The sequence below is a fragment of the Bacteroides caecigallinarum genome (assembly GCF_016902295.1).
GTDB classification, from domain to species: domain Bacteria; phylum Bacteroidota; class Bacteroidia; order Bacteroidales; family Bacteroidaceae; genus Phocaeicola; species Phocaeicola caecigallinarum_A.
In genome coordinates this window covers 24,947-40,956 of the sequence record NZ_JACJLQ010000013.1, presented here as the reverse complement: position 1 = coordinate 40,956, position 16,010 = coordinate 24,947, and the positions used below count along the sequence as shown (strand labels likewise).

Annotated in this window: 18 protein-coding genes; 14 read left to right on the top strand and 4 right to left on the bottom strand. The window is 55.1% G+C overall.

Annotated features, from left to right (window positions below):
• The first annotated feature begins 14 nt into the window (after positions 1-14).
• Genes H6A27_RS06105 through H6A27_RS06050 form a run of 12 tightly spaced genes read left to right on the top strand, consistent with a single transcriptional unit; the run spans position 15 to position 12,257 of the window.
• Entirely contained in the window at positions 15-239 is a 225-nt protein-coding gene (locus H6A27_RS06105; protein ID WP_072544709.1) for a hypothetical protein, read from the top strand.
• A 30-nt stretch (positions 240-269) separates the two neighbouring features.
• Positions 270-1,835 (top strand): hypothetical protein, encoded by a 1,566-nt coding sequence (locus H6A27_RS06100; protein WP_087397923.1) that lies wholly within the window; start codon positions 270-272, stop codon positions 1,833-1,835.
• 4 nt (positions 1,836-1,839) lie between these two features.
• A complete protein-coding gene (locus H6A27_RS06095; RefSeq protein ID WP_204508034.1) occupies positions 1,840-3,228 on the top strand; it encodes a toprim domain-containing protein in 1,389 nt (462 codons plus the stop codon).
• Entirely contained in the window at positions 3,225-3,722 is a 498-nt protein-coding gene (locus tag H6A27_RS06090) for a PH domain-containing protein (RefSeq protein ID WP_072544712.1), read from the top strand. Before H6A27_RS06095 ends, H6A27_RS06090 begins: the two co-directional genes overlap by 4 nt.
• On the top strand, positions 3,703-4,398 hold the full coding sequence (locus H6A27_RS06085) for a hypothetical protein (protein ID WP_087397925.1): 696 nt from the start codon (positions 3,703-3,705) through the stop codon (positions 4,396-4,398). Before H6A27_RS06090 ends, H6A27_RS06085 begins: the two co-directional genes overlap by 20 nt.
• 13 nt (positions 4,399-4,411) lie before the next feature.
• Positions 4,412-5,101, top strand: a complete 690-nt coding sequence (locus H6A27_RS06080) for a hypothetical protein (RefSeq protein WP_072544714.1) — start codon at positions 4,412-4,414, stop codon at positions 5,099-5,101.
• Between the two features lie 15 nt (positions 5,102-5,116).
• Positions 5,117-5,785: a hypothetical protein gene (locus H6A27_RS06075; RefSeq protein WP_204508033.1), complete on the top strand. Its 669-nt coding sequence runs from the start codon at positions 5,117-5,119 to the stop codon at positions 5,783-5,785.
• Positions 5,786-5,805: 20 nt separating this feature from the next.
• Entirely contained in the window at positions 5,806-6,633 is an 828-nt protein-coding gene (locus tag H6A27_RS06070) for a M23 family metallopeptidase (protein WP_072544716.1), read from the top strand.
• A gap of 23 nt (positions 6,634-6,656) precedes the next feature.
• Positions 6,657-6,941, top strand: coding sequence for a hypothetical protein (locus H6A27_RS06065; RefSeq protein ID WP_087397926.1), 285 nt, complete (start codon positions 6,657-6,659; stop codon positions 6,939-6,941).
• A 12-nt stretch (positions 6,942-6,953) separates the two neighbouring features.
• Positions 6,954-8,750 carry a hypothetical protein gene (locus tag H6A27_RS06060; protein ID WP_087397927.1) on the top strand — a complete coding sequence of 599 codons (1,797 nt, stop codon included), beginning with the start codon at positions 6,954-6,956 and terminating at the stop codon, positions 8,748-8,750.
• A gap of 26 nt (positions 8,751-8,776) precedes the next feature.
• Positions 8,777-10,732 carry a zincin-like metallopeptidase domain-containing protein gene (locus tag H6A27_RS06055; protein WP_087397928.1) on the top strand — a complete coding sequence of 652 codons (1,956 nt, stop codon included), beginning with the start codon at positions 8,777-8,779 and terminating at the stop codon, positions 10,730-10,732.
• Between the two features lie 13 nt (positions 10,733-10,745).
• Positions 10,746-12,257: a glucosaminidase domain-containing protein gene (locus H6A27_RS06050; protein ID WP_087397929.1), complete on the top strand. Its 1,512-nt coding sequence runs from the start codon at positions 10,746-10,748 to the stop codon at positions 12,255-12,257.
• A 31-nt stretch (positions 12,258-12,288) separates the two neighbouring features.
• Here H6A27_RS06050 and H6A27_RS06045 read toward each other — a convergent pair whose 3' ends face one another.
• Positions 12,289-12,471 carry a hypothetical protein gene (locus tag H6A27_RS06045; protein ID WP_153880856.1) on the bottom strand — a complete coding sequence of 61 codons (183 nt, stop codon included), beginning with the start codon at positions 12,469-12,471 and terminating at the stop codon, positions 12,289-12,291.
• A gap of 51 nt (positions 12,472-12,522) precedes the next feature.
• Here H6A27_RS06045 and H6A27_RS06040 point away from each other — a divergent pair, with 51 nt between their 5' ends.
• The gene (locus tag H6A27_RS06040) at positions 12,523-13,134 is read left to right on the top strand and encodes a hypothetical protein (protein WP_013616464.1); all 612 of its coding nucleotides are present in this window, start codon (positions 12,523-12,525) and stop codon (positions 13,132-13,134) included.
• Positions 13,135-13,139: 5 nt separating this feature from the next.
• The gene (locus H6A27_RS06035) at positions 13,140-14,828 is read left to right on the top strand and encodes a zincin-like metallopeptidase domain-containing protein (protein ID WP_087397971.1); all 1,689 of its coding nucleotides are present in this window, start codon (positions 13,140-13,142) and stop codon (positions 14,826-14,828) included.
• 47 nt (positions 14,829-14,875) lie between these two features.
• Here H6A27_RS06035 and H6A27_RS06030 read toward each other — a convergent pair whose 3' ends face one another.
• Genes H6A27_RS06030 through H6A27_RS06020 form a run of 3 tightly spaced genes read right to left on the bottom strand, consistent with a single transcriptional unit; the run spans position 14,876 to position 15,711 of the window.
• Positions 14,876-15,163: a hypothetical protein gene (locus tag H6A27_RS06030; RefSeq protein ID WP_087397930.1), complete on the bottom strand. Its 288-nt coding sequence runs from the start codon at positions 15,161-15,163 to the stop codon at positions 14,876-14,878.
• 6 nt (positions 15,164-15,169) lie between these two features.
• Complete coding sequence (locus H6A27_RS06025) at positions 15,170-15,364, bottom strand: hypothetical protein (RefSeq protein ID WP_087397931.1); 195 nt, start codon at positions 15,362-15,364, stop codon at positions 15,170-15,172.
• Positions 15,361-15,711 carry a hypothetical protein gene (locus H6A27_RS06020; protein ID WP_087397932.1) on the bottom strand — a complete coding sequence of 117 codons (351 nt, stop codon included), beginning with the start codon at positions 15,709-15,711 and terminating at the stop codon, positions 15,361-15,363. Before H6A27_RS06020 ends, H6A27_RS06025 begins: the two co-directional genes overlap by 4 nt.
• Positions 15,712-16,010 lie beyond the last annotated feature (299 nt).

Genomic DNA, 16,010 nt, shown 5'->3' with positions numbered 1-16,010 from the left:
TAACCGTCACGACCATGCACAAAGAACAGTATTATCCGGAGGACATCCTTATAGAGAAGCTGGAGAGCGGCGAATACGGCTGGCTCGATTTTGTCAATCACCACTCGGCCGAATGGCAGGAAGAGTATCTTCTTTACTGCAAGGAAAACGACTTCTTAGTCGGAGACCCGTCGGCGGAAGAGTTTGTCCATTTCAAGGACAGGGAACTTGAATATGCCCTCGAAAACGGAGACGCTTAATCTATCACAGACAATCCAAATCATCAGACAATGGCGATACGAAAGAATACCAACCCACGGGCGATGGATCTGCAGCCGGAGATGCGCGACATCCTGATGCGCAACGGTATGCAGGCCCATATCGTGCCTGACGGCGCAGGCTACAGCCTGGTCGTGCAGGGGCATGACTCGCCTTTGCTTGCCTATCCCATCACGGAGCGGCAGATGCTGGCACTGACCGACTGGGGTACGAATACGGCCAACAAGAAAGCCTACAATGTGTTTACCAGCATTGTCGGCAATGACTTTTATATGCCCAAAGATTTCGTCCATGCCCGGAACGCCAACGGCCGTGTCGCGATGGGACTTCACGGATACCGCATCGGTATCGGCGAATACGGACGCACCGGGTGGAGGGGGCTGCCACCCCCGTTCCTCGGATGGACGCCCCGCCAGCAATGGGGCTTTCACCTGCGCAGGGTCGGTGGGCAGTTGTTTTATCCCGGCCCCGTTGTCGCCGAACGCTGGGACGGACGGATGAAGCCCGGAGAGCTGCAATCCGGCGGTTACGGATTCTATTATAAAGGTGACCAAAGGGAGATTGCGGCGCAACCTGCGGATGTCTTACAGAACCTGCAAAGCGTTATCACGCCGCTTGTCACCCGGGAACGGAGCAGCGAGCCGGCCAAGCCCTACAAGGAACTGGTCAGCTCGCCCGTGTACTTCTCCAACGAGAAATGGCAGGAGTGCCTGTCCTCGCACGGCCTTATCGTGGATGCGGAGCAGCGGACGCTGACCGTGCAGTCGGAGTCGGTTTCCGCCGATTTCGTCTATGACCTGACAGCGGAAGAGACGGCGGTGCTGACCTCCAACTCCATTGAAGAACATCCGGTAGAGAAACGCATCGAGCTTCTCAATAACATCATCGCAGCGGACTACCGGGACAAGGTGACGATGGAAGCCCTGGACAGCGACCGGCGCATCAGTATCGGCCTGCATCCGGAAGTGCAGGAAGACCTGGCACGGCACCAACAGCAGGAACAAACGCTTTTTGAAGAACAACCGCAACAGGGACTTGCCGAGGAACAGATGTCCGAAGGAGCCGTGATTGACGGCAGGGATCTCTACTATCTCAACGAGAACCGGGGCTGGTATAAGGAAGGACGTCATGGGCGCGAAGTGGAAGTAAGCGAGATAGCCGTCTATCCGGCAGAGGCTGAGGGCAAGTACAGGATGACCGCCGTCATCGACGGGCAGGTCGTCAGCCACGAAATCAGCCAGAAGGACTATGACAAATTCCTGGCGGTCGATGACTACCACCGCATGAAGCTCTTTTCGAAGATATTCAGCGAAGTGGACATGAAGATGCGCCCCGAAGCCCGGAAAGACCTCGGTGTGAAGATATTCGCCGCCCTGACAGCCGGAGCCGTCGTCACGACCGGTGTCGTACACGGGATAAAGCACAGTCATCATGCGCCGGAGTTCTACGGCGAACGGTTCGGCGGTCCGCCCAGACCTTATTTCAAACCGGGTGTGGACACGCCAAGGGATGTGGCGATACGCAATTTCGAGGCCGAGATGAACCGGGAGATAAGTGACTTGCGTATGGGGAGGTAGGCCTATGAACGGAAACGAATTGACATACGATGACTTTCTGCGGCGCTTGACCATACAGGACGTGCTCATTGACGCGGGCTACCGGCTGAACAGGCGGGACGGCCTGCGTTATCCGTCATACGTCCGGACAGACAGCGACGGCAGGCGTGTGCGCGGTGACAAATTCATCGTCACGGCCAACGGCCAGTGCTGTTTCCAGCCGCCCCAGCAAAAGTTGTACAACATCATCTCCTTCATCAAGGAACATCCGCAGTTCTTTGCTGAATACCGGGCGGGCATATCCGGCGACAGGCTGGTGAACCTCGTTTGCAACCGCCTGCTGAACCAGCCCATCCCCGAGAGGGAGACACGCATCATACAGCCCAGACGGGGCATCAGGCCCTTCAATATAGACGACTACGACATCCACAAGTTCAACCCCCAGGACAAAGAGACACAGAAGAAATTCTACTTTTTCTTCAAACATAGGGGCATAGACCTGTACACCCAATATGCCTTTCATAGAGATTTCTGTCTGGCCACGCGGAAAAGGCCGGACGGGTCGTCCTATACCAACCTTGCATTCCCGCTCCGCCTGCCCAAAGAGCCGGAAAAGGTCGTGGGATTCGAGGAACGGGGCCGGGCAAGGATGGACGGCAGCGGCAGCTACAAAGGCAAGGCCGAAGGAAGCAATTCGAGTGCGGGTCTGTGGATTGGCAGTCCTGCCGGGACAGCCCTGGGTGATGCCACCCACATTTACTGGTTCGAGAGCGGCTATGATGCCATGTCCTACTACCAGCTATACCAGAAAGAAAACAAGGATTTGAGAAAAGCCGTGTTCGTCTCCACCGGTGGAACTCCTACCGTGGAGCAGATGCGTGGGGTAATCTCCCGTACCCGTTCCGCCCGGCAGCATATCTGTTTCGACACCGATGCGGCAGGCCGGGAATTTACCGACAATCTCAAGAAAGAGATTCACCGGATAGTCAAGTCTGGCATCGAGTCCACGCCGGAGCGAAAAGCCTATCTCGAAACCATACCTGCCGGAGGCGGTATTGACGGAGGCAATGCCGACCTGTTGCCTGACACCCTGCGGTCATGTTACGGGAAATACGAAGCCGCATGGGAAGAGGTCATGTCCATGCGCTCAAGCGGGCTGTGCCATCCGGATGACATAAAGGAACAGGAAAGCCTGATGAACAGACAATACAGGGATTTCCGGAATGGGCTGCGGGATTTTCTCGGTCTGGACGAAAAGGATGACACCCGGTTCGTGCGGGAAGAGCCGAAAGCTCCCTGCAAGGACTGGAACGACGAGCTGCTGGCAGGCATAAGACAGGAAACATCCGCCCGAGAGAACCGTCCCAGAGAAGAAGATACGGAACAGGAACGAAAAACAGGCTTCCACCGATGAGAACGACACCATCCATATCACAGCCGGAAAGTCTCGTATTGAGACCACACAAGATGCAGTTCGTCATCGACGAGCTGCCGTCCCTTGCCGTGTGCTGTGCCGGTGGCATCTACGGCGGCATGGAAGGCGTGCCATACCCGGTTGCCGGGGTTGCTGTCTTCTTTTTCCTGTCGCTTGTCCTGCTGTACCGCTTCATCTACCTGTGCAGGATACACTACCACATCGGCATCGAGCAGCTTGTCTGTGAACAGGGTGTGTTCGTCCGAAAGGTGGACTATATGGAATTGTACCGTATCGTGGACTTCCAGGAACATCAGAGCCTGATGCAGCAGCTCTGCGGACTGAAGACGGTGCGCATTTTCTCTACGGACCGGAACACGCCCCGGCTCGACCTTACAGGCATGAGACGGAAGGACGACATCGTTCCGCTCATCCGGGGACGGGTGGAATACAACAAACGAAAAAAGGGAATATATGAAATCACGAACCATTAGCATCATCCTTGCCGCCGTGCTCGCATTCCTGCTGCCGCAGCTTGCGCAGGCGCAGATAGCGGCCTCCAACCCGTTGGAATGGGTGGCTCTTGCCGAAGGGAACGAGCTGATAAACGGCCAGATTGACAAACAGATAAAGGGACAAACCCAGACGGCGGTACTGCAGAACAGCATTGCTGCGGAGTTCAACCGGATACATCAATGGGAGAAAGAATACAACAACTACCTTAAGACGGCCAGCGGCTTCGCTTCGTCACTGAAAGCCTGCACGCACCTGTACAACGACGGCGTGAGGATATTCCTCACCCTCGGCAAACTGGGCAAGGCCATCAAAAACAACCCGCAGGGCATCATCGCCAGCATAAGCATGAACAACCTCTATATCGAGACGGCCACGGAACTGGTCTCCGTGTTCACGCTGCTGAACGATGCCGTGGCGAAAGGAGGCACGGAAAACATGCTGACAGGCGCAGAACGCAGCAAGACCTTGTGGGCGTTGAACGACAAACTGTCGGCTTTCAGCCGGAAACTGCACCTGCTCTACCTGAGCATACGGTACTATACGCTGAACGACGTATGGAACAATGTGACAGCCGGGATGTTGGACCGTGATAATGGAGAGGTGGCACGGCTGGCCATGACCCGATGGCGCAGGGCAGCCGCACTCGCACATTAAAAAGGATGAAAAGATGAAGAAGCTGACGATGACATTGACCTGTATTCTACTGCTGTGTGCCGCTTCTCCGAAAGTCCGGGCACAGAACGACCCGGTACTGGCAGGCATGATCCTGCTCTATACCGACAAGGCGCAGAAAGAACTGAAAAGCCAGGAAAAGGTGATGCTATTGCAGACTACCGGTCACATTTGGACAAAGGAGGAGATAGAGGGTACCACCGACCTGCAGCGGGAGTTCAACAATTATCTGGACTCGTTCCGCTCGATTGTCTGCTATGCTGCCCAGACCTACGGCTTCTACCATGAGATAAGCCGGCTGACGGACAATTTAGGCGACTTCTCGCAGCAGCTTGCGAGACATCCGTCCAACGCCCTTGCCGTCGCCCTCTCGTCACGCCGGAACAAAATATACCGGGAACTGATACTCGGCAGCGTGGAAATCGTGAACGACATCCGTACCGCCTGCCTGTCGGACAACAAGATGACGGAGAAAGAACGGATGGAAGTTGTGTTCGGCATCCGTCCGAAACTCAAATTGATGAACAAGAAACTGCAACGCCTGACCATAGCGGTGAAATACACCACGATGGGCGACATCTGGATAGAGATTGACGGCGGTTCGCTTCCCGTTGCGGACAAGCGCGACATCGTGGAAGCCGCCCGACGCAGATGGAAGCAGAACGGAAGGAAAGTAAGACCTTAAATATATAGAACAGATATGGGATTCTGGGACGCATTATTGAAAGCAGGCGGCAAGGCCGCCAAGAACATGGGCAAGGCCGCCGCAGCCACAGGGAGGAGTGCGGGACAAGCCGTGTTGCATCCCTCGCAGACCCTGCGCGGAGCGGGTCAGGCGATGAAGACCGCCGCCATAGGCAGTGCGGCCGGTTATGTGGCGTGGGAAAAGCTGACCACGGACAAAAGCGTGGCGAGGATTGTGGGCGATACCGTCATCGGCGAATCGGCCACGAATGCCCTTGCCGGTACGACGGAGGATATACAAGAACTGAAAGGAAAGGCCGGAGAAGCAGCCGAGGCGGTGGGCGGTGCGGCGGCAAGCATCAGCTCCAGCCTGAATGGAGTGTCGAACTTCATAGGCCAGGCCACCGGAGGCGGACTTGGGAACATGATCGGCGGTTTTTTCAGCAACCTCGGACGCGGTAACGTGTCCGGGCTGAGCATAGCGGGACTTATCGCCGCCGCATTCCTGGTCTTCGGGCGCACCGGCTGGCTCGGCAAGATAGCCGGGCTGTTTCTGAGCATGATGCTCATCGGCAACAATGCCGGGCTTGTCCGCACGGAAGTTCCGGAGAGCGCACAGAGAAATTCCGCACAGGGCCTTTCCACAGAAGAGGGACAGGCGCAAGGCGGAGGCATGAGAAGATAGGACATCAAACAAATAAGAAAATGAAATATACCGAAGAAATGATACTGCACTCCGACAGCGGCTACTGCATGCCGTTCGCAGAACCTGACGGCAGGGATGTGAGCCTGTCGCTCGGCTACGGCGAGCAGAACCATCCGGAGAGCGGCGAGAAGTTTTTCCACCACGGCATCGACTTCGACGTGCGGCGTTACCTGCTGTCCGCCGTGGCCAGCGGTGTCGTGTCGGGTGTAGGCAACGACCCCACACACGGCATCTGCCAGACCATCCGCTACGGACAATATGAAGTGACATACGGACACCTGTCCAATGTGTTCGCCCAATTCGGCAGGCAAGTGAAAGCCGGGCAGACGGTAGCGATGAGCGGCGACCTGTTGCATGTCGGGGTCAAGTTCAAAGGCGAGGAAATGGATCCGCTGGAGTTCCTCGCCATGCTGTACGGCAACATCAAGGCCATGCAGGAAGCGGGCGGCGACAGTGCTGACGGCTTCTACGATGGCGCACCGGAAACCGACTATGAACGGGACAGGGAGGAAATAGAACGGCTGATGTTCCGTTTCCTGCCGCTCTACATGGATGACCTTCGGCTGGGAAGATACACGGTGCCGGAACATACGGAGCAATCGCTTCGCAACATCTTCACGACCGGTGCGATGAAAGCATATTTTTATGAGCGGATGCCGAGCATGGCAAACCCGCTCGGTCTGGGACAGAAAGCGTTGCCTCTGGTGTGCAAGGTACAGAACCTGCTGATAGCGGACTTCCTGAACTACCTCGCCCTGCGGCATGAGGTGTACCTTTCGACAATGGGCGGCGGGAACTTAAAAAAAAACTTCGTGCCGAAGCAGTAGCCTCCAGCGGCATCATCGACCCGCTGGCGGAACTGGACATCGACATCCAGAGTTTCGACATACCGAGGGCGGTCACCGTCTATCCCGACCGTGCCGGCATCCGGTGGTGGACCAAAGCCTGGTTCAACAACCGGGAGGAAGGCGAGGCATCGGTGGAAATCGAGCGGACACAGGCCGTGGACTTCATCCACGACCGCATCAGAAAGGACGCATGGCTCGAAGCGTTCTTCCCCAAGCAGATGGAGGTGTACCGCAACGCCATCGAACAGACAAAGGAACAGTTACTGAAACAGGTGAACTTGATATGATATGACAACATAATGGAAGGAATAAAACATAGCAGACAGTTTGCGGAGACGGAATCCCTTATGGACAACTATTTCGTCTGCCACATAGTTCCCGTCATGAAACAGACGCAGGCGTACCTGAACGAGAAACAGGGCGAGGAGATGAAGGAATACTCCACCTCCATCGGCGGCATACTCAGCATGATGGCGACGGCGGGTCAGCCGCTCGGCGACCCTTACCAGACCCTCAAGGTCACGGGAGAATGGAACTCGAAAACCACCGAGGACTACATCGCGATGTGCCGGGAGAAAATCGTCTCGTCCGACGAGATGCAGCATGACCTTGCCTGTATCGCCGGACAATGGCGTCATGCCGTCGTGCAGGAAATCGGCAGGGAGCGGTACGACGAACTGTCGAAGGAACTGGGCTGTGACCTTGCCTATGCCTATGTGGACTACCGCGTGGAGCAGCTGATGGTAGACAGGCTGGTCAAGGAACGGATGCCCAAATCGTCCGCAGAATACATCATCCGCAAGGCGGCGGAGTCGAGCCTGCTGGGACTGCCGCAGGTGTTGGGTCGATCGCCGCTTGCCGAAGAGATAGAAGCCCGAGGAGAGGCAGCCTACCGTCCGGGCAAGGTAGAGAAAGGTGCAGCCTGGGCATTGGGGGTTTCTGTGGACACTCTCATGCTGGGCGGCGCTGGGTCGTGGACGACATTCGCCAAGTTCATTGGAGCGGATGCCGCCGTTTCCGCCGTTGCCGGACATCTCGATAAGGACAAGCCGGAAGGCCCTACGGTGGAAACGTGCATCAGCAAGGGCGTGTTCGGCATTGACGGCAATGTTTTCACCACGTTCCGGAAGGAAGCCGCAGCCATTTCTCCCCAAGAAAACGTCACCCTTGCCGCTGCAAACAATGTGCTGCGCAAGAAAATACCTGTATGCGAATTTGACTTCACGAAATGGATGCAAGTGGGAAACACACAGTGGTGGCCCGATTTCGGGGCAACAGAACATGACCGGAAGGAAAAATACAAGGATGTTCCGTTGATTGTAGCTCCCGGCCAGGAAGAAGCCTACCTGCGGGATCTGGAAAGGCAGAAAGCGGAGGACAAGAACGGGCAGGCTGTAGTGCAAGAGGAGCAGAGGGAAGAAAACAGGACAGAATCACAAACCCAAATTCACGGCGACGAAGAAACTGCGACTGTCGGGCAGGAGAATCCATCTGCATCAGCCATCCAAAGCAACGAAAACGGCTGGAACGGGCTGTTACGGTCAGTGGGACTGGACGGGCTGGGTGAAATCACCGGCAACCTCGGTTACATCATGGCCATGCTTCCGGACATCCTGTTGGGAGCATTCACGGGAAAGACACAATCCTTGCGACTGAAAGACAACCTGCTGCCGATGGCAAGCATCGTGGCGGGCCTGTTTGTCCGTAATCCGCTGTTGAAGATGCTCCTTATCGGCCTGGGCGGGGCAAACCTGCTGAACAAAGCCGGACATGAGGCATTGGAACGCAAGCAGTCGGAAGGGCTGACCGCCGGAAACAGGGAAACCGAATACAAGCGTTATCCTGACGAGCCGCTCAATCCCCGCATCGTCAATCCGGTGCTGCAAGGCTGTACGCTGGTGGCCACGATAGACCATGTGCCGTGCACCGTCCAGCTCAGTCCGGTGGTGGCCGATGCCTACAGGAAAGGTGCCCTGCCGCTGAACACGCTGGCCAACGCCGTGCTTGCCCAAAGTGACCGGATGAATCAGATGGCTTCCCAGAATTACGACAACAACCGTCCTGAAACCATCGTTCGGACGCGGGGCATCCAATAACCGACCATTAAAACAGCATACGGAGTATGAAAGAAAAATCACCCATAGAGAAAAATGCAGAGAGGAAGCAGATAGACTTGCTTTCCGAAGCCTTGAACGGAGCCTCGAACGCAAACGGGTATTGGCTGAACGCATCCGGCAAAGGCTATCCCAAGTTCCATCCGCGCGGCGTGTCCGTCAGTCCGTTCAATGCCCTTTTCATGGCTTTGCACTCGGACAAGAACGGCTGCGGGTCAAATCTTTTCATTCACTATAATGAAGCCAAAGCGATGGGTATGTCCGTCCGGGAGCATGAGCGGGGCGTGCCTTTCCTTTTCTACAACTGGAACAGATATGTCAACCGGAACAATCCGGAAGAGATCATCAGCCGCACAGCCTATCTCGGACTGGACGAACAGGACAGGAAACATTACAAAGGCGTGCATAACCGGGAAGTGCGCACCCTCTTCAACATAGACCAGACCACCCTGCAGGATGTGGACAGACCATCCTATGAAGCCGCACTGAGGCAATACGGCGGTGTGGCGGAAAGGGGCTATACGGAAGCGGACAACCGGAAGCTGCATATCCGCTTCAATGATTTTCTGCTGAAGATGAAAGACAGCCTTGTCCCCGTCCGTTACGACGGCAGCGGAATGCCCCATTACGAAACGGACAAGGATGCCGTCTATATGCCCCGGCAGCGGAATTTCGACCACTATCACGATTATATACAGGAAACCCTTCGGCAGATTGTCAGCGCCACCGGTCACCAGCAGCGTCTGGCACGTGAAGGCATGGTGATGAAAAACGGCATGGCACCCTCGGAGGACGCATTGAAACAGGAACGGCTGATTGTGGAAGTGGCTTCCGGCATCAAGATGCTGGAACTCGGCCTGCCGGCAAGACTGTCGGAAGAGAGTCTGAAGACGGTGGAATACTGGAACAGGGAACTTCAGGAGAATCCGCTCATGATGGCCGCCATCGAAAGCGACGTGAATAACGCCCTTGAAGTGATACGCAAGGCGGAACGCGGCGAGAAGATTGAATACGCCACCATCCGCAACCGGAGACAGACATCAGACATGAGGGCGGAACTTCCGAAACACCATGCCATAGCGGACGAAATAGCCCGACATCCGGACAAGGACAAGAAAACCATCATTGTGGTCAGGGACAACGCCGCGAAAACGGCGGATGTGGTTCTGCCGGCCGGTGCTTCGACGGAAGTGGACAACGAGGTGCCGGGAATGAACAAGAGCCGCATCGAAAGAGCCTTGCGTAAAGAGGGCTTCGAGCAGATACGGTTTTTCAATCCGGACGGGGCATTGGGATTCAGGCCCGACGACAGCTATTTCTCCGGCAAGGAGGTATCTCTGGCCCGGCTGAAAAACTGGGAGATACAGGAACTGTCCACGTTGGATGTAGCTCCTGCGGTGAAGCAGGCCTGCGAGGTAAGTTTCGACCGGGTGCAGATGATACAGGACGACAAGAACCGCTGGGCACTCTACATCAAGCCGGAGAACGAGAACGGTTACAGCGTCTATCCGGACAAGGAGGACGTGAACCGTTTTTTCTCCACCCTCAAACAGGCGATGAACAACATTGACAAAGTGCGCATGGAACTGGCACACAAGTATTACGCCCTTGCGGAAACAAAACCCGACCTGAAGGTTGACCTGTTCAGTTGCGGGGAGAAGGATATAGACATGAGCCGGATCCAGCGCGTCAGTGTGTTCAAGACGAAGCAGGACGGCATCCTGTGCGCGGCGACCATCGACGGGCGAAGGCCGGAACCGAGAAGCGTCACGCAACAGCAATGGCAGCGGATGTGGCTTGCCGAGGACAGGGACGATTACAAGCTGAACCTGGCGGCCGCTCTCTTTGCCGATGTGCTGCGCAAAGGACAGGCACGGGACAATTCCGTGGAAACAGCGGCATCAGCCGAAAGGAAGCCGGAACAGAGTGAACAGGAAGAACAGAAAACAGGAATGAAACGATGAAGATTTATAAGAAATGAGCAAAAATCAAGAATACGCAGAGAAATATGCCGGATATGCGATGGAACAGATGCGGCGGTACGGGATTCCCGCCTCCGTGACGCTGGCACAAGGCATACTGGAAAGCAGCAACGGCCAGAGCCAACTGGCACAGAACGAGAACAACCATTTCGGCATCAAGGCCACGCCGTCATGGATTGACGAAGGCGGACGGTACGCCCTGTATTCGGATGACAGACCGGACGAGAAGTTCTGCAGCTATGACTCCGTGGGCGACTCCTACGAGCACCACTCCCGTTTCCTGAAAGAAAACAGCCGCTATGCCACCTGCTTCAATCTGTCGCCAGACGACTACAAGGGGTGGACGGAAGGCATCGCCCGGGCCGGATATGCCACGGGAAGCGGCTATGCCGCCAACCTGCAGAAAATCATCGAGCAGAACGGCCTTGACAGATATGACCGTCAGGTCATGCAGGAGATGGCGGCACAGGGACGGCATTTCGGCGTGGAGGAAAACCCTTTGGGAGAATCTGAAAGCACGGCCTATTCCTTTCCGGTCGAAAGGAAGGATTTCCTTTTTGTCACCACCCCGTTCGGTGTGGACGGCCGCATGGCCAACGGTGGCGAGAAAGTCCACAAAGGCATGGATATCCGGTGTGACGGGGATGCTGTCCTCGCCACGGAAAACGGAGGCAAGGTCGTCTCCGTGAAAGGAAGCGGTAGCGGGCAGTCCGTGACCGTGGAATACAGCCGGAAAGACGGCAGCAAGGTGCAGTGTACCTATATGCACCTCGGCGAAGTCTCCGTCAAGGCCGGGGATACTGTCAAGTCCGGGCAGCAGCTCGGAAAGACGGGCGGCGAACATCTGCATTTCGGGGTAAAAAACATCTATGCGGACGGCACGCAGCGGGACATCGACCCGGCGGCGTACCTCGCAGAGATCGCCCAGAAAGGCAGCATCCGGCAGCAGGTGCTGCACAACGGCAACGACTTGCTCGCCAGATACAGGAGTACGGAAAGCACCAGGGACGGAAAACCGCTCACCACCGAAGGATGGATGAAAAAGCTGCTCTCCTCGGAGGACAGCGGCGTGGGCCTGTCCGGATGCAGCGATCCTGTCGTGGAGATGGCCATGACCGCCTTCACCTCCCTGATGCTGCTGGCCGTGCAGATTGACAACAAGGAGGAAGAAAGGCAGAAAGCGGAAGTGTCCGCTGCGATGGACAGCGGGAGAATCGACCTCAAATCCCTGTTGCCGGGTATGAAAAGCTGCACCCTGACCATCAACGAAAACGGCAAGGCCGTGCTTCATGCCGACAACGGAAACATGCAGATGTCGAGGGAGCTTTCCTCTGCCGAACTCAGCCGCCTGTCGGCCACGCTGAACAACCGTTCTCTCTCCGAAGAGACCAGGCGTATGCGCGTGAGCGGACTGCTCAACACGGTCATCCTCTCCGAGACGGCTTCCCGCAACTTCGAGATGGGAATGGAACAACTGCAGGGACAGACAGAAGGACTGAAAAGATAGCAATGAAAATATGAAAAGCGTGATGATGCAATTATGTGTTTATGTACTCGGATTGTCCTCGTGCGTGCTGCATACCGTCATGTACCTTAAGCTGTTCGGATGGGTGGCGGCGCTTGTCATCATCGGGATACAGGTGCTGCTTGCCGCATGGATAATCTACATCCGTATCAGGGCGCCCGATTAGCAAAGGGAATTTCCGGTTCAACTTCAACAAGGCCGTTTCCGCTTTCCGGTGGAAATGTCACACATCAAAAAAAGACAAGCGATGATAAAATGCAATGTTACCCTATGCGGCACGATCAGCCGCGACGCCTCCGTCCGCACAGGCAAGGACGGCAAGGAGTTCGTAAGTTTTCCTCTCCAGGTCTCCATCCCCGGAAAGAACGGGAATGACGGGAACATGGAAGTCAGTGTCAGCAAAGACGGAGGACAGGACACCGTCCATGAATACCGGTACGGCTCCCGTGCCAAGGTCACGGGCACCCTTTTGCTGAAACGCAGGGGCGAGAAGCTCTATTTCAACCTGTCGGCAGATTCCGTGGATCTTTCCGATGCCGGGAACACGGATTCCGTCAAGGGGCAGATGGTCTTCCGTGGAAAGACCGGCAAGCACATAGAGGAACGCAAGGACAAGACCGGCAAGCCGTACCTGATGTTCTCCGCGTTCAGCACGGAGAAGGTCAATGACGGGTTCGAGTACCAATGGGTGCGCTTCTTCTGTTTCGGCAAGGAAAAGGAGGAGTGGCTGCAGCCGGGTGTCAAGGTGGACGCGAAAGGAGAAATGTCCCTCTCCCTATACGACGGCAAGCCGGACATCTCCTGCCGTGTGGAAGAACTCAACCAGTATGTGCCGGAGGCCGGCAACGATAACAGATGACGGATATGGCCGGTTACAGACGACAGAACGCGGACGGGCCGAACAGCGAGGAAAAGGCTCTCGACCTGTTCGCCGAGATGATGATTGAAAAGATAGAAAGCATCAATGAGGACTGGCGCAAGCCCTGGTTCACGGAAGGCGCATTGCAGTGGCCGCGCAACCTGTCCGGACGCGAATACAACGGCATGAACGCCTTCATGCTGATGCTGCACTGCGAGAAAGAGGGATACAAGATACCCCGCTTCTGTACCTTCGACTGCGTGCAGCGGATGAACAAGCCGGGAAAGGACGGACAGGAACTGCCGAGGGTCTCCGTGCTGCGCGGCGAGAAATCCTTCCCGGTGATGCTCACCACTTTCACCTGCATACACAAGGAGACGAAGGAGAAAATCAAGTATGACGACTACAAGAATCTCTCCGAGGATGAGAAGAAGGAGTACAATGTCTATCCGAGGATGCAGGTTTTCAGGGTGTTCAACGTACAGCAGACCAACCTGCGGGAAGCGCGTCCGGAATTGTGGGAAAAGCTGGAAAAGGAAAACGGCCGTCCTGAAGTCAAAGCAGGCGAACAGTTCGACTTCGAGCCGGTGGACCGGATGATAAGCGAGAACCTGTGGATCTGTCCCATACGGCCCATGCATCAGGATAGTGCGTACTATTCCATTACGAAGAATGAAATCGTAGTGCCGGAAAAGAGGCAGTTCAAGGACGGGGAAGCGTTCTACGGCACCCTGTTCCACGAGATGACCCATTCCACCGGTGCGAAAGGCGTGCTCGACCGCCTCGAACCGACAGCCTTCGGTTCAAAGGAATATGCCAGGGAGGAACTGGTGGCCGAACTCGGCAGCGCATTGGTCTCACAGCGTTACGGCATGACCAAACACATCAAGGAAGACTGCTGCGCCTACCTCAAATCATGGCTCGACTCATTGAAAGAGTCCCCGCAGTTCATCAAGACAACCCTGATGGATGTAAAAAAGGCATCCTCTATAATCACGCAGAAGGTGGACAGGATTGCAAAGGGACTGGACGAAGACAATACGGAACGGATAGCAAACGGGACCTCTCCAAAGGGAAAGACATTCTATGCGTCCGTGGCTTACCTGCAAACCACCGATGACAGGAGCCAACTTGACGAACTGAGGGAAAAAGGAGACTACGAAGGACTGCTGGCCTGCGCCAAGGAATATTATGACGGGAACGGCATGGATGAACAATACACCTACCAGACTCCCTTGCAGCACAGGGGCGATGACCTGCTTGTCGAGGATAAGGATTTTGCCGTGGTGTATAACGGGAGCGTGGGCGGCACCTATGAGGTGATGCTGAAATACTCGGAGCAGGAGGTACGCGACCACATCAACCGCTACGGCATTGACCGTGCGAGCGTGGATGTGAAAGAGCTTGCCAAGGATATGGTCGTTGAACAGTTTGCCAAACTGACGCATCAGAGAATGCCGGTATTCGAAATGCCGAACGGGGATATTCTGTATGCAGCGTACAACAGGGAGAAGGATGCGCTCGATGTGGGAGGTGTATGCAATGCGGGTCTTGCCGTGCGGCACAGCTTCCCATACGACTACAATTCGACGCTCGATGCCAACCTGCAGGCCGTAAACGAGAAGCTGAACGAACTCGACGAATACAGGGAGGAGCTACAAGAGGCGGAATATGGCGGCGGAATGCGGCGATAGACAAAAAGGAACACGGGGCCGGTGTGGATGCCAGCCCCGTGTCTTTGTCAGCTTTGTTGAAAATACTCCTGCCAATTTTCTTCATCAACAGTCAGTCTGCCCTTTTCCCAATCGTATTCTACTTCCGGCATATTAGCATAAGGGAAATACACGGTATAGCCTATCTGACCGTAAGAACTGTGCAAGGGTATAACACAAATCTCGTGGCCATAATAAGGCTGCGGCGTACAGTATTTCCGCCAGTCGAAACGGCCTGCCGCAATATTGCAGCAAAGTAACTTCAGAGCCATTATACCTTTCCAACCTTGAAAGTCTTTCTTGCAATTTCTTTCCATAATAATCTAATGAGCCAAGTTATAATAAATTTCGGGTTCGCTTGATACATTGTAAATCCACCTGCCGCACCGCACCAGAAGTGCATTCTTACCGTAGTACAGCCTTTTCATTCCGGCAATGCTACCGGACTTGTGGAAATTAGGGAAACGGCTGATGCCTATTCTTTCACCATCCCGCCTGTAAAGTGTCTTTGTTCTCATGTCAATGCTGTTTTTAATGAGTTATAAAAATCCGTGAAAAGTTTTTTCGCCTCTTCCATCTCATCCACAATGTCCTTGATATGGTAAGGTGCGCCACACTTTCCGTGCCCGTCATAGCCAATCCACCGGTAGGCTTCATAGTCGGGGTCAAAGTCCTCGCAATTCCGCTCCACCTCCCCAAGAAACCCGTCAAAGTTGTTTCCTGTCAGTTCGGCGCAAAATCCGTAATCCAGCCCGTGCTTTGTGTAATAGCGGAAATCGAATACTACAGTGTCTTCTTCCTCGTCTGTGCTTACTGTCCAGCCGAAATCGAAGGCGATGCTTTTGATTAGTTCTACTGTTGTCATAGCTTTGTTTTTTATTTTCCCTTTGTTCCGAGTCTTCCGACCCGCCGCAGGGATTGTTTTTATGTGCGGTTTCCACGGCGAAGACAAGGATGGCAGGCAAGGAATCAGCGGTGAAATTTTATGAAAAGCCGCTATCTGTGATTACGGAAAGTTTCCGTCAAATTTTATCCTGATAGGCAATGCGGTCCTTGACCGGCTATCCGTTCGCCGTACCTTTGCCGCATAAAAACAGCCTGTGGGGGTGTTGGCGGTACATGGAAATGAGCTTTATCCATTATTAAAAGGAGGGAGCCCATGAC

What these genes read in the sequence shown, in the direction of transcription:
- H6A27_RS06105 (WP_072544709.1), top strand. Translation starts at nt 15, where the DNA reads ATGCACAAAGAACAGTATTATCCGGAGGACATCCTTATAGAGAAGCTG.
- H6A27_RS06100 (WP_087397923.1), top strand. Translation starts at nt 270, where the DNA reads ATGGCGATACGAAAGAATACCAACCCACGGGCGATGGATCTGCAGCCG.
- H6A27_RS06095 (WP_204508034.1), top strand. Translation starts at nt 1,840, where the DNA reads ATGAACGGAAACGAATTGACATACGATGACTTTCTGCGGCGCTTGACC.
- H6A27_RS06090 (WP_072544712.1), top strand. Translation starts at nt 3,225, where the DNA reads ATGAGAACGACACCATCCATATCACAGCCGGAAAGTCTCGTATTGAGA.
- H6A27_RS06085 (WP_087397925.1), top strand. Translation starts at nt 3,703, where the DNA reads ATGAAATCACGAACCATTAGCATCATCCTTGCCGCCGTGCTCGCATTC.
- H6A27_RS06080 (WP_072544714.1), top strand. Translation starts at nt 4,412, where the DNA reads ATGAAGAAGCTGACGATGACATTGACCTGTATTCTACTGCTGTGTGCC.
- H6A27_RS06075 (WP_204508033.1), top strand. Translation starts at nt 5,117, where the DNA reads ATGGGATTCTGGGACGCATTATTGAAAGCAGGCGGCAAGGCCGCCAAG.
- H6A27_RS06070 (WP_072544716.1), top strand. Translation starts at nt 5,806, where the DNA reads ATGAAATATACCGAAGAAATGATACTGCACTCCGACAGCGGCTACTGC.
- H6A27_RS06060 (WP_087397927.1), top strand. Translation starts at nt 6,954, where the DNA reads ATGGAAGGAATAAAACATAGCAGACAGTTTGCGGAGACGGAATCCCTT.
- H6A27_RS06055 (WP_087397928.1), top strand. Translation starts at nt 8,777, where the DNA reads ATGAAAGAAAAATCACCCATAGAGAAAAATGCAGAGAGGAAGCAGATA.
- H6A27_RS06050 (WP_087397929.1), top strand. Translation starts at nt 10,746, where the DNA reads ATGAGCAAAAATCAAGAATACGCAGAGAAATATGCCGGATATGCGATG.
- H6A27_RS06040 (WP_013616464.1), top strand. Translation starts at nt 12,523, where the DNA reads ATGATAAAATGCAATGTTACCCTATGCGGCACGATCAGCCGCGACGCC.
- H6A27_RS06035 (WP_087397971.1), top strand. Translation starts at nt 13,140, where the DNA reads ATGGCCGGTTACAGACGACAGAACGCGGACGGGCCGAACAGCGAGGAA.
- H6A27_RS06030 (WP_087397930.1), bottom strand. Translation starts at nt 15,163, where the DNA reads ATGGAAAGAAATTGCAAGAAAGACTTTCAAGGTTGGAAAGGTATAATG.
- H6A27_RS06025 (WP_087397931.1), bottom strand. Translation starts at nt 15,364, where the DNA reads ATGAGAACAAAGACACTTTACAGGCGGGATGGTGAAAGAATAGGCATC.
- H6A27_RS06020 (WP_087397932.1), bottom strand. Translation starts at nt 15,711, where the DNA reads ATGACAACAGTAGAACTAATCAAAAGCATCGCCTTCGATTTCGGCTGG.